Consider the following 12,490-nt stretch of genomic DNA (forward strand, 5'->3'; position numbering starts at 1 on the left):
CTAACGGCAGCAGATATTACTCACGATAGTGATGTAGAGATTCTTAATCCGGACCTTCACATTGCTAGATTAGCAAAAGATGCACATTTTCGCGTGAGATTATCAGCAAGAAGAGGGCGTGGGTATAACCCAGCCGATGCAAATAAACGTGAAGATCAACCAATAGGTGTAATTCCTATTGACTCAATCTTTACACCGGTATCTCGTGTTACTTATCAAGTTGAAAACACTCGTGTGGGTCAAGTTTCAAACTTCGATAAGCTTACAATTGATGTTTGGACTGATGGAAGTACTGGTCCAAAAGAAGCAATTGCACTTGGTTCCAAAATTTTAACTGAGCATTTAAATATCTTTGTTGGACTTACTGATGAAGCGCAAAACGCTGAAATTATGGTAGAGAAAGAAGAAGACCAAAAAGAAAAGGTTCTAGAGATGACTATTGAAGAACTAGATCTTTCTGTTCGTTCTTACAACTGCTTGAAGCGTGCTGGAATCAATACCGTACAAGAACTTGCTCATAAAACAGAAGAAGATATGATGAAGGTTCGTAACCTTGGTCGTAAATCACTAGAAGAAGTTAAGGCTAAACTTGAAGATTTAGGTTTAGGCTTACGTAAAGATGACTAGTTTCGCGTCTCTCGCTGACTAGGCATTTTCTTGTGATTAGTCTTCGGACTTTATGTTTCAACAAAGGAGGGAAATACTGATGTCATATGGAAAATTAGGACGTACAAGTTCACAACGTAAAGCACTTTTACGTGATCTTACAACAGACTTAATTATCAACGAGCGTATTGAAACGACTGAAGCTCGTGCTAAGGAATTACGTTCAGTTGTAGAAAAAATGATCACTCTAGGTAAGCGTGGTGACTTACATGCTCGTCGTCAAGCTGCATCATACATTCGTAATGAAGTAGCAAACGCTGAGTCTGGTCAGGATGCACTTCAAAAACTATTCAGTGATATCGCTACTCGTTACGAGGAGCGCCAAGGTGGGTACACTCGTATCATGAAACTTGGACCTCGCCGTGGTGACGGTGCGCCAATGGTAATCATTGAGTTAGTATAATTATATAAACAGATATGTGGTAACAAGGGCGGGGCAGTTTTTATTAACTGGATTCATGCCCTTTTTTATTTGTGTTTTTTTAATAGGTATGTTGTGTAGTAATTTGTACATTGATCGTTCCTTTGCGCTGCAGGCACTTGCTTTCCGCGGGGAGGAAGTCGAGCCTCCTCGCCGTTCCGTCTGCGGGGTCTCGACCTTTCCTATACTTCTGAGCAGGAGTCAAGTGCTTTCCGCTCCAATCCACTCTGTATAGATACAATGAGTAGCAAACCTTAGAATAAGATTAAGTATTTTTTAAATGTAAACTCAACTTCCAATCAGGAAATATTTTTATAGATAGTTACTTTTATAACCGATATTCAAATTTACAGTTATTCGCTAACATCCACGAAGACTCCTGCGGGAGTAGCACGTCAACGGGAGACCCCACAGGCGAAGCCGAGGAGGCTCACGGACTGCCCGAAGAGGAATCGCCCTTTGAAAAAGCCGGCATTATGGCTTTTTCAATATTCCTCCGCGGAAAGCGAAGTGGATGTTAGCGCATAACGCCCCTAATACCTAATAAAAACTAATAAAGAACAGATTTTCCACATGAATAAGTGACAATTTTAATTACGTTTAGTAGAGTAGAGTTTAGTACTATTTCTATAGTAAGAGAGAGGATAGACGAGTATGGTTAGTGAAAATAAGATTCTCCAAGTAAATAATATAACTTTTCAATATAACGAAGTAGATTATGCTTTAAAAGATATTACCTTTTCTGTTGTGAAGGGTGAGTGGTTAGCTATTGTTGGTCATAATGGGTCAGGAAAATCGACACTAGCAAGGATTTTAAATGGATTACTATTACCTCAAGAAGGCAAAGTTCAAGTTGGTGAATACCTTTTGTCTGAAGAGACCATTTGGGAAGTTAGAAGAAAAATTGGAATGGTTTTTCAAAACCCTGACAATCAGTTTGTAGGGACTACTGTCAGAGATGATGTTGCATTTGGCTTAGAGAATAATGGCTTCCCAAGGGAAGAGATGGTTTCTCGCTTAGATCAGGCAGTTAAACTTGTCAAAATGGAGGATTTTCTTGATGTTGAACCTCATAATCTTTCAGGTGGTCAAAAGCAAAGGGTAGCTATTGCCGGTATTCTTGCTGTCCAACCTGATATTATTATACTTGACGAAGCTACCTCAATGTTAGATCCAAAAGGTCGGGAAGAAGTGCTTAATGTTGTCCGCCAGCTAAAAATCGAGAAAAACTTAACGGTAATTTCCATTACGCATGATTTAGATGAAGCGGCAAGGGCAGATAGAATGATTGTAATGAATAAGGGAGAAATTTTCGCAGAAGGAGACCCTGAGACTATTTTTAAGCTAGACGAAAAATTAGTTGAAATAGGATTAGACCTTCCTTTTTCTATAAAACTCAGTAAAGCATTGCGGGATAATGGAATTCCTCTATCAAAACATCATCTAGATGAAGAAGGTTTGGTGAATGAGCTATGGACATTAAAATAGAACAGCTTGAGCATCGTTACCAACCTAATTCTCCTTTCGAAAGATTAGCACTATACGATATTAGCTCAACTATTCGCTCAGGCTCTTACGTGGGTATTATCGGTCATACCGGTTCAGGTAAGTCAACGATACTACAACACTTAAATGGACTTCTAAAACCAACAGCAGGGTCGATTACCATTGGTAATCAGACAATAGAAGCCTCAAAGAAGGTAAAGGATTTAAAGTCGCTTAGGAAGCGTGTTGGGATCGTCTTTCAATTTCCTGAACATCAGCTATTCGAAGAGACAGTCGAAAAAGATATTTGCTTTGGGCCGATGAACTTTGGTGTATCTGAGAAGGAAGCAAAACAAAGGGCAAAAGAAGTTATTGGTTTAGTAGGTCTTTCAGAAGAGTACCTCCAGAAGTCACCTTTTGACTTAAGTGGTGGACAAATGCGAAGGGTTGCTATAGCTGGTGTACTTGCAATGAAACCAGAGGTTCTTGTGCTTGACGAACCAACTGCAGGTCTTGACCCAAGAGGAAGACAAGAGATTATGGAGTTATTTTATAACCTCCATAAAGAACAAAGTCTAACAACCATTTTAGTTACGCACAGCATGGAAGATGCAGCTCTTTATGCTGATGAGATTGTTGTCTTAAATAAAGGGACAATCTTTTTACAGGGTAATCCAACGAATGTCTTTCAAGAGGCTGATAGACTCGTTGAGATTGGTCTGGATGTTCCTGAAATTGTCCGATTTAAATTGATGTTGGAACAAAAATTTAACACGAGTTTATCTCCTTCTTGTCTAACACTTAATGATTTAATTTCAGAGGTCCAAAGGTTAGTAAAAGTAGGTGAAGAACAATGATGCAAAGTATGATTATTGGTAAATATGTACCAGGTATGTCATTAATTCACCGTATGGACCCTCGAGCTAAATTAATCATGGTCTTTTTCTACTTATTTATCGTTTTTTTAGCGAATAATGCTATTACTTATCTTGTTTTAGGAATAATTACGTTAAGTATTGTAGCACTTACCCGAATTCACATAAGATTTATTCTAGCAGGTTTGAAACCAATATTATGGATTATCTTATTTACGTTTGTGCTCCACATCTTCATGACAAAGGAAGGGGAAATTATATTCTCCTATGGCTTTATAACAGTCTATGAAGAGGGATTAAGACAAGGGATATTTATTTCTCTGCGTTTCTTCTTTCTAATTTTGATGACAACACTATTGACTCTTACAAGTACACCAATTGAAATAACAGATGGTATGGAGGCATTGTTATCACCCTTCAAAAAAATGGGGCTTCCGGTTCATGAACTAGCTTTAATGATGTCTATTTCATTACGTTTTATACCTACCCTTATGCAGGAAACGGAAAAGATTATTAAAGCACAATCGGCTCGTGGAGCTGATTTTACTAGTGGGCCTATAAAAGACAGAGTAAAAGCAATTGTTCCATTACTGGTCCCATTATTTATTAGTGCTTTTAAACGAGCAGAGGATTTAGCCACTGCTATGGAAGCTAGAGGATATCGTGGTGGAGAAGGCCGAACAAAGTATCGAAAACTAGAATGGGGCATTATAGATACGGGCATGCTGGTTTTATTGGGAATTACGGCAATATGCTTATTTTTACTACGGCAATAATGAGGTATGTGTTATGGAGAAATTGAAATGTATCATTTCATATGACGGGTCACAATTTTCGGGATATCAAATTCAACCAAATGCCAGAACAGTTCAGCTAGAACTTGAAAAAACCTTACAGAAAATCCATAAAAGTAAGACTGTTAAAGTCTTTGCATCTGGAAGAACAGACGCAACAGTTCATGCTATTGGACAGGTGATTCACTATGATTCACCCTTACATTTGTCTGAAGAGAGCTGGAAGAAGGCACTTAATGCTTTGTTGCCTGATGATATTCAAGTTTTAGAGGTAAATAAGGTGGATAATGAGTTCCATGCTCGTTTTGATGTGGTAAAAAAGGAGTACAGATATAGAGTACTACTAACCCCCGATAGAGATATTTTTAGAAGACAATATAGCTATCATTTTCCGTACCAACTAGATGTTACTTTAATTAAAGAGGCCATGCTTTATTTAAAAGGAACACATGATTTTACTAGTTTTTGTTCTGCGAAAACTGAAGTTGATGATAAGATTCGTACAATCTATGATATCGATTGTATAACCCAAGAAGATGAACTTATTTTTCGCTTTGTAGGAAATGGTTTTCTTTATAATATGGTAAGGATCCTTGTAGGTACTTTACTGGATGTTGGACAGAAAAAAATACAACCAACTGAAATAAATACCATTTTAGAGCAAAAAAATAGAGCCTATGCAGGTAAAACAGCACCGGGTCATGGACTTTATTTATGGAAAGTTCATTATGACAACTAAACCTGGTGTAACATCTTCTTGACAATAGCTTTACAAAGTTATATCATATCCTATGGTATGTATTTTAACCCCACGACTAGCCCCGTAAACTAATCGTGTTGAAATAAACCAAAGTTTATTATATTAGGAGGGAAAGTAATGCGCACAACATTTATGGCAAATGCCAATAATATAGAGCGTAAATGGTACATTGTGGACGCTGAAGGTCAAACTTTAGGTCGTCTTGCAAGTGAAGTAGCTACAATTTTACGTGGTAAAAACAAACCAACTTATACACCGAATGTTGATACTGGTGACAATGTTATCATCATCAACGCTGAGAAAATCGAATTAACTGGTAAAAAATTAACTGACAAAATCTACTATCGTCACAGCCAATTCCCAGGTGGATTAAAGTCAAGAACTGCATTAGAAATGCGTACAAACTTCCCAGAGAGAATGTTAGAGCTTGCTATTAAAGGTATGCTTCCAAAAAATTCTCTAGGTCGTCAAATGTTCAAAAAATTGCATGTATATGCTGGAAACGAACATCCACATCAAGCACAACAACCTGAAGTTTACCAACTTCGTGGTTAATTAATAAGGAGGGTATTATATTGGCACAGGTACAATATTATGGCACTGGTCGTCGTAAGAGCTCTGTAGCACGTGTACGCTTAGTTCCTGGCGACGGACGCATTGTAATTAATGATCGTGATATCGCAGATTATATTCCATTTGAGGCATTAAGAGAAGTTGTTAAACAACCTCTTAACGCTACTGAAACTGTAGGAAACTATGATGTTCTAGTTAGTGTTAAAGGTGGAGGCTATACTGGCCAAGCTGGAGCTATTCGTCATGGTATCTCTCGTGCATTACTTCAAGCTGACCCTGAATTCCGTGGAACGTTAAAACGTGCTGGTCTATTAACTCGTGACGCACGTATGAAAGAACGTAAAAAATACGGACTTAAAGGCGCTCGTCGTGCACCTCAGTTCTCAAAACGTTAATTTTCAAATTCAAGGCTCTCAACCATTTGGTTGGGAGTCTTTTTTATGTTTATGTAGTTTTAAGGGAAAAGTAAAGATGTAGCACCCAGCTCTATTTTAGATTGGAGTGAATAAAATTAAGACTTTATCAATGATTCAGCCTTGGGCAAGCCTTTTTATGCTTGGAGCGATAAACCATGAAACTAGGTCATGGAAGACAAAATACCGTGGACCGATTGCAATTCATTCAAGTCAAAAGTTAGATAAGCATGCATGTCGTCTAACCCATGTTGAAAGTTTGCTTCAGAAGTATGGCTATACACAAGATACGTTACCATTAGGTGCTGTTATTGGTGTTTGTGAACTAGAGAATTGTCTCAGGATCATAGAGAACAATAATTCATCAGCAGTACTTGAGGATGGAGAAATGATATCAGGAATTGAATATTTATTAGGAGACTACAAAATTGGTGGGTTTGTTTGGAAAGTTAAAGGTAAGAGATTACTGAAAACGCCATTACCTGCAAAAGGACAGCTTGGTTTATGGAATTGTAATATCGAGAATTACCCTAAATAAGAGGAGTTTACGCAAATTACCATTAAAGGTAGATAGTGTTTTACATGATATGTCTATTGCGTAGGAAACTACTTTTAAAAGGGGGGAATTTGCTTATGAACGTAATAACAACCCTAAAGGAAAAAAGAAAAGAAAAGCAAATGAAGTATGAAAGAAAAATGTTACGTGAACTCTCCTTAGAAAATCTAAAGAAAAGTGTAAATGAGCAATTTAGTCATTTTTATAGAACAGGTTTATTTGCAAAGTCAATAGAAGATGGTTGTGTTGACATCGCAATCGAAAGTTACTTGTTAGGCTCTAAATATGGAAAGTTTGGATATTACGGAGAGTCCCTTGAGGATGTAAAAACAAGATGTTACTTTGAAGAAAAGTATTTGGTAGACACATTATTTGATTTTCTGACCTATTGGGGTCAAATTGGAGATAATGATTTTGTAAACGAATCTCTCTATTACAGCTGTGAAAATTACGTGAATAAATGGTGGCAGGAAGGATTCATTAAAAGTGAAAAAAGATATCGACTCCGTCTGCATTAGTAGCGCACTTTTTGTTTAGTAAGTAAACTTTTCGACAACAATTTGTAAGTATTCATATTTTTTCCCCTTGTCCCATATAGTGAATAGAAGGGACTAGCAGGAGGGGAGAAATTAGTGAAGAAGAAATTAAAAATCGGTGGATTTATAACTGGATTAATACTATTATTTGTCTTATTTCAATATCAGTTTTTAGATAATGATTCTTGGAAACCCTGGAGTCTTCCATTAACCGGAAAGATAATTATCTTAGATCCAGGTCATGGTGGTCCAGATGGAGGAGCAGATAGTGGAGATATATTCGAAAAGGATATCGCCTTAAATGTATCTTTAAAGCTCCGTGACTACTTACAGGAACAAGGTGCACTTGTTTTAATGACCCGTGAAATAGATACAGATCTTGCAGCTGCAGATACTCGAGGTTATAGTCGTCGTAAGGTAGAAGACTTAAAAAAACGTGTAGAGTTAATCAATAGTTCAGAGGCTGATTTGTTTATTAGCATACATCTAAACGCAATTCCGTCACCTAAATGGAGTGGTGCACAAACTTTTTATTATCGTACTTATAAAGAGAATGAAGAACTAGCAAAGTTCGTTCAAGATGAGTTACGTACTAACTTAGAAAATACGACGCGTAAGGCGAAAAGTATCAATAGTGTCTTTTTATTAAAAAATGCTAATAAACCTGGCGCATTAGTTGAAATTGGTTTCCTCTCAAATCATACAGAGAAACAACTTCTCGTAAAAGAACATTATCAAGATAAAGTTGCAGCTTCAATATATAAAGGAATTTTAAGATACGCATCAAATGAAACCAACCCTCCAGAATAATGAGGGTTATTTTTTTAGGTATGAGTTTCATCACATATGTAAAATGGACAATTATGATATACTAATAAAAACCAATTCATTTATAGGTGGTGCATATACATGTTAACAGAACAAAAGGTATTAGAAACATTACAAAATCTGAAAGATCCTTTCCTACATAAAACACTACAAGAAACAAATGGTATTTTAGAAGTGAAAATCAAGGAAGAAAAGAATCATGTTAGCGTAAAATTAGCTATTGCTAAAACTGGCACAGGTGAACAGATGCAGCTTCAAAGTACGGTTGTTGCTAAGTTAAAGGAAGCCGGTGCAGATTCTGTAGGAATTAGATTTACTGATTTACCCCAAGAAGAATTAGCAAAACATGCTGGACAAGGTACGGATTCACCTTTATCTCCAAAAAATGAACCAACCTTTATAGCAATTGCAAGTGGTAAGGGTGGAGTAGGGAAATCTACAGTATCCGTTAATCTAGCTGTTTCTTTAGCGAGACTTGGTAAAAAGGTTGGCCTAGTAGACGCTGATATTTACGGGTTCAGTGTGCCTGACATGATGGGTATTACAAAACGCCCTGTAGTCCGTGGTGAAAAAATTATCCCAGTTGAGCGCTTAGGTGTTAAGGTAATTTCAATGGGCTTCTTTGTAGAGGACAATTCACCAGTTATCTGGCGCGGTCCAATGTTAGGGAAAATGTTGAATAATTTCTTTAACGATGTTGAATGGGGAGAGTTAGACTACCTATTATTAGACTTACCTCCAGGTACAGGAGATGTTGCACTAGATGTTCATACAATGCTACCTTCATGTAAAGAAATAATTGTCACAACTCCACATCCAACTGCTGCGTTCGTTGCAGCGAGAGCGGGTGCAATGGCCTTAAGAACAGAACACGAAGTAATGGGTGTTATTGAAAACATGTCATACTTTGAGAGTAAGGTAACTGGCGAGAAAGAATATGTATTTGGCCAAGGTGGAGGAACGAAGTTGGCTGAAGAATTACAGACTAACCTACTAGGTCAATTACCATTACAACAACCAGATTGGAATGAGGATGATTTTGCACCTTCAGTATATGATGCAGATCATCGTGTAGGAAAGATCTATATGGAGATTGCACAGAATGTAATTAATACATTAAATAAATAAGCTTTTTAAAGGATGCAAATCGAGGATTTGCATCTTTTTCTATTGTTTAATTTAAGATTTTGTTGAGTATTATATGAAGGTGAGTTTTTGGAGATGGTTGAACGGGAGAAAGCTTAAATCCTTCAAAATCCAAGGAGTGTTAAGACAGGTTCCGCGGGTAGTAGAAATAACGAGTCGGAATCCTAGTGTTATTCAGACAGGTAGAACGGCGAATAGAGGAAACGAGTCGGAATCCCGAGGTTATTCAGACAGGTAGGACGGCGAATAGAGGAAACGAGTCGGAATCCTGGTGTTATTCAGACAGGTAGACCGGCGAATAGAGGAAACGAGTCGGAATCCCGAGGTTATTCAGACAGGTAGACCGGCAAATAGAGGAAACGAGTCGGAATCCTGGTGTTATTCAGACAGGTTGTTAGGCGAAAAGCTAAAACGAGTCGGAATCCCGAGGTTATTCAGACAGGTAGAAAGGCAAATAGAGGAAACGAGTCGAAATCGTAGTGTTATTCAGACAGGTAGAACGGACCATCACAATACAGTAGCCCCAATCAATACATGATTGGGGCTAACTATTATTCATTCAACTATCTTTCCACGACCTAACTTTCACCGCCGCCCTCTTCCTTTTTCTTATCTTTATTAGCCTGAATCTCTTCAGCACCTTTAATAAGAAGATCTTGCATTTTCGCCTTAAAAAGAGGACTTTCGATTGTCTCGGTTATTACAGTTTGAATATGAGCTCTCATTTCCTGGCTCCGCAATACTTCTACCATTGCTTCTTCCATTTCAGGATTTTTTAATATTTCAATCATCATTTTTTGGTACTCAGGATCCTTCATCAGATCTTTAATTACCTTTTCATGCTGCTCCTGCATGCTTTTAGCAAAGGTTTCTACAAATTTTGGATCCTCAAAATTCTTTTTCCAAAAAGTAATACCATCTTCAGATAAAAGTGTATCTTGTATTGACTTTGTTACAATATCCTGGTTAATAACTAAATTTTGTTTCATTTTCTCATCTGTCAACATCTCTTCGATGGCCTTTTTACCTTCATCTGTTTTTAGTATATCGACTACCATTTTTTTCGTCTCTTCGTAGTCAAGCTTTTGATTTCCTTGTTCCCTAGGTGCACACCCAATAATCAAAATAAAGCAACTAAATACTAGGAGCGACATCCATTTTTTCATTATATTTTAAGCTCCTTTCACAGAAATCCTTACTTTTAATATGAGGAAATCGCCAAGAAATATACACAAAAACTTGGCTGATTAACTGGTAATTTAATAATTTCGTTGGTACAATTGTTAGGTAATAATTTTTGATAAGTTGGAGGATTCATCGTGAATAGTCGAAATTGGGTTCGATTGTTTTTATCTACATTATTGGTGGGTGCTATAAGCACTTCAGTAGTAGGATTTGCAGTTAAATGGAATGAATACAAGGAATTATTTATTAACTTTGATATTATAGAGATACTTTCTATTTTATTGTGGCTTGTTGGAGTTGGATTTATTTTTAGTATTATTAGCCAGATGGGCTTTTTTGCATATTTAACAGTTCATCGTTTTGGTTTGGGTATTTTCCGTAGTTTATGGAAAACAGTTCAATTAGTATTAATTGCTTTTGTATTCTTTGATTTAGTTTACTTCCGCTACCAAGCTTTTGCTGAAGAGGGAGACATGCTTTTACCGTACATTGCACTAGCGTTCACTTTGTTTTTATTTTCACTGATAGTCGCCTATATAAAACAAAAGCAAACAAATAGTCATGCTTTTATTCCTGCATTATTTTTTATGTTTGTTATCACATCGATTGAATGGTTCCCGGCTCTTCGTGTTAATGAAGAAAGTTGGTTATACCTTATGTTAATTCCTCTATTAGTCTGTAATGCATATCAGTTGCTACTTCTCAGCAAAATATCAAATAACACAAATGTAAAAAGCTGACCCATTTTTTGGTCAGCTTTTTTAATCATTTAATTTCATTACTTTTAGCTTCAGCATTAGCCATTAAATCAGATATCTTTGCATTTTTATAACCCTTTTGTTTCATAATCTTTATAATCTCTGGTAGTGCCTTTTCTGTTTGCTTAGCTGAATCTGAGGCATGTAACAAAATAATATCTCCACCACTTAAATTACTTGTTGCATTTGAAATGATTGTTTCAATGCCAGGATTTGTCCAATCCTTTGAATCAACGCTCCAATGGATAACTGTGTACCCTAGAGAATTAGCAACTTTTAAAACCTTTTTATCGAAGTTACCAGTAGGTGGTCTCAATAGATCAACCTTTTTAACCCCTAATGTTTTAAAAACTTCTCCAGCTTGGAGGATATCTTTTTTGATTTTGGCCTCTTCTAATTCAGTATAGTTTTTGTACTGGTATCCCATCGAACCAATTTCATGTCCGTCCTCAATAATTCTTTTTACCACATCAGGATGTCTTTCAGCCCATGCGGCAGATAAAAAGAAAGTAGCATTCTTAATACCTTGTTCCTTTAGAAGATCTAAGATAGGTATTGCTTTAGTATCTCCCCAACTAATATCAAAAGTTAAAGAAACACTTTTGTCCTTTTGCTCACCTTGATAAATAGCTTTTGGACCATCACTTGTTGAAAACACAGGAAGATGCAAGCCATTTTCTATATATAAAATGCCTGCAGTAAAAAATGAAGCAACAAGGATGATCATTGTTTGTTTTACTTTTTTACCATTTAAAATAAAGAAGAAATTCACTATTTAGACCTCCCATTCAATACTGTCCTTGTCTACATAGTATGCTTGTCAATCTAATATATGAATATGCCGGTAAAAATAAAAAAATCATAAAAAATCTATTTATGGAAATAACTAGAATTAAATCCTGTATTGAGGTGAATTTATGATTGGTTTGTTAATTAATCAAAAAGAAGTGAAAGAAATAGAATATTTATTGAAACGAGAGATGGAGGAAATATTGCATGATATAGAAGAACCAAGAATCGATCATATAGTGAAAAGAGCCATGGAGGAGCGCTATAGCATATTATTTAACCTATTCCGCCGCGTGGCACCACCGAAAGATTGTACACAATACATAAGACCAAAACGAGTTAATAGTAATATTGATATCTAGTAGATAACTATTAGGAATTATTAATTATAGTGTAGTTTAATTACCACGGTATAAATGCTGTGGTTTTTTCTCTGAGAAAACAATTTAATATTTTTTAAAAAGATTGTTGACTTTAAATTGTTATCCTGATATATTAATAAACGTCGCTGTTACGAGTAACCAAGTAATAGTGAAGTCTTTTCAAAAAACATGTTGACTTGAAAAGTTCACCATGTTATATTAAAAAAGTCGCTTACGAGCGAAGAAACAAAAAGTTCTTTGAAAACTGAACACAACACAAGCGTCAATGTTTGTTTTAAAAATTGTTTTAGCATGAGCTAATCAACTCTATTGGAGAGTTTGA

Annotated in this window: 16 protein-coding genes; 14 read left to right on the forward strand and 2 right to left on the reverse strand. The window is 36.3% G+C overall.

Translation table 11 applies throughout. The annotated features are described in order from the left end of the window. From rpoA to J2Z26_RS21985, 12 genes are all read left to right on the forward strand, one after another. The coding region (gene rpoA, locus J2Z26_RS21930; RefSeq protein ID WP_209794479.1) for a DNA-directed RNA polymerase subunit alpha at positions 1–627 on the forward strand (627 nt) is incomplete at its 5' end. A gap of 79 nt (positions 628–706) precedes the next feature. After that, on the forward strand, positions 707–1,069 hold the full coding sequence (gene rplQ / locus J2Z26_RS21935; RefSeq protein WP_193534098.1) for a 50S ribosomal protein L17: 363 nt from the start codon (positions 707–709) through the stop codon (positions 1,067–1,069). A 672-nt stretch (positions 1,070–1,741) separates the two neighbouring features. Next, on the forward strand, positions 1,742–2,575 hold the full coding sequence (locus tag J2Z26_RS21940; protein WP_193534097.1) for an energy-coupling factor ABC transporter ATP-binding protein: 834 nt from the start codon (positions 1,742–1,744) through the stop codon (positions 2,573–2,575). Beyond that, on the forward strand, positions 2,560–3,429 hold the full coding sequence (locus tag J2Z26_RS21945; protein ID WP_193534096.1) for an energy-coupling factor ABC transporter ATP-binding protein: 870 nt from the start codon (positions 2,560–2,562) through the stop codon (positions 3,427–3,429). Before J2Z26_RS21940 ends, J2Z26_RS21945 begins: the two co-directional genes overlap by 16 nt. Next, the gene (locus J2Z26_RS21950) at positions 3,426–4,223 is read left to right on the forward strand and encodes an energy-coupling factor transporter transmembrane component T family protein (protein WP_193534095.1); all 798 of its coding nucleotides are present in this window, start codon (positions 3,426–3,428) and stop codon (positions 4,221–4,223) included. The genes J2Z26_RS21945 and J2Z26_RS21950 overlap by 4 nt, the downstream gene beginning before the upstream one ends. 13 nt (positions 4,224–4,236) lie before the next feature. Beyond that, positions 4,237–4,980 carry a tRNA pseudouridine(38-40) synthase TruA gene (gene truA / locus J2Z26_RS21955; RefSeq protein ID WP_193534094.1) on the forward strand — a complete coding sequence of 248 codons (744 nt, stop codon included), beginning with the start codon at positions 4,237–4,239 and terminating at the stop codon, positions 4,978–4,980. 138 nt (positions 4,981–5,118) lie between these two features. Continuing rightward, complete coding sequence (rplM, locus tag J2Z26_RS21960) at positions 5,119–5,556, forward strand: 50S ribosomal protein L13 (RefSeq protein ID WP_193534093.1); 438 nt, start codon at positions 5,119–5,121, stop codon at positions 5,554–5,556. A gap of 20 nt (positions 5,557–5,576) precedes the next feature. Next, positions 5,577–5,969, forward strand: coding sequence for a 30S ribosomal protein S9 (gene rpsI, locus J2Z26_RS21965; RefSeq protein ID WP_193471013.1), 393 nt, complete (start codon positions 5,577–5,579; stop codon positions 5,967–5,969). A gap of 130 nt (positions 5,970–6,099) precedes the next feature. Then, a complete protein-coding gene (locus J2Z26_RS21970) occupies positions 6,100–6,525 on the forward strand; it encodes an ASCH domain-containing protein (protein ID WP_227413561.1) in 426 nt (141 codons plus the stop codon). Positions 6,526–6,620: 95 nt separating this feature from the next. Next, complete coding sequence (locus J2Z26_RS21975; protein ID WP_193534092.1) at positions 6,621–7,061, forward strand: YbaK family protein; 441 nt, start codon at positions 6,621–6,623, stop codon at positions 7,059–7,061. A 114-nt stretch (positions 7,062–7,175) separates the two neighbouring features. Next, on the forward strand, positions 7,176–7,889 hold the full coding sequence (gene cwlD, locus J2Z26_RS21980; protein WP_193534091.1) for an N-acetylmuramoyl-L-alanine amidase CwlD: 714 nt from the start codon (positions 7,176–7,178) through the stop codon (positions 7,887–7,889). A 99-nt stretch (positions 7,890–7,988) separates the two neighbouring features. Beyond that, positions 7,989–9,035, forward strand: a complete 1,047-nt coding sequence (locus tag J2Z26_RS21985) for an Mrp/NBP35 family ATP-binding protein (RefSeq protein ID WP_193534090.1) — start codon at positions 7,989–7,991, stop codon at positions 9,033–9,035. A 596-nt stretch (positions 9,036–9,631) separates the two neighbouring features. On the opposite strand, the gene gerD is transcribed toward J2Z26_RS21985, so the two are convergent. Next, a complete protein-coding gene (gene gerD, locus J2Z26_RS21990; protein ID WP_193534088.1) occupies positions 9,632–10,219 on the reverse strand; it encodes a spore germination lipoprotein GerD in 588 nt (195 codons plus the stop codon). Positions 10,220–10,372: 153 nt separating this feature from the next. On the opposite strand from gerD, the gene J2Z26_RS21995 reads away from it, so the two are divergent. Beyond that, complete coding sequence (locus J2Z26_RS21995; protein WP_193534087.1) at positions 10,373–10,978, forward strand: KinB-signaling pathway activation protein; 606 nt, start codon at positions 10,373–10,375, stop codon at positions 10,976–10,978. Between the two features lie 25 nt (positions 10,979–11,003). On the opposite strand, the gene pdaB is transcribed toward J2Z26_RS21995, so the two are convergent. After that, a complete protein-coding gene (gene pdaB, locus J2Z26_RS22000) occupies positions 11,004–11,768 on the reverse strand; it encodes a polysaccharide deacetylase family sporulation protein PdaB (protein ID WP_193534086.1) in 765 nt (254 codons plus the stop codon). A gap of 145 nt (positions 11,769–11,913) precedes the next feature. On the opposite strand from pdaB, the gene J2Z26_RS22005 reads away from it, so the two are divergent. Next, positions 11,914–12,147: a hypothetical protein gene (locus tag J2Z26_RS22005; protein WP_193534085.1), complete on the forward strand. Its 234-nt coding sequence runs from the start codon at positions 11,914–11,916 to the stop codon at positions 12,145–12,147. The last annotated feature ends 343 nt before the right edge of the window (positions 12,148–12,490 follow it).

Source organism: Cytobacillus luteolus, assembly GCF_017873715.1.
Taxonomy (GTDB): domain Bacteria; phylum Bacillota; class Bacilli; order Bacillales; family Bacillaceae_L; genus Bacillus_BV; species Bacillus_BV luteola.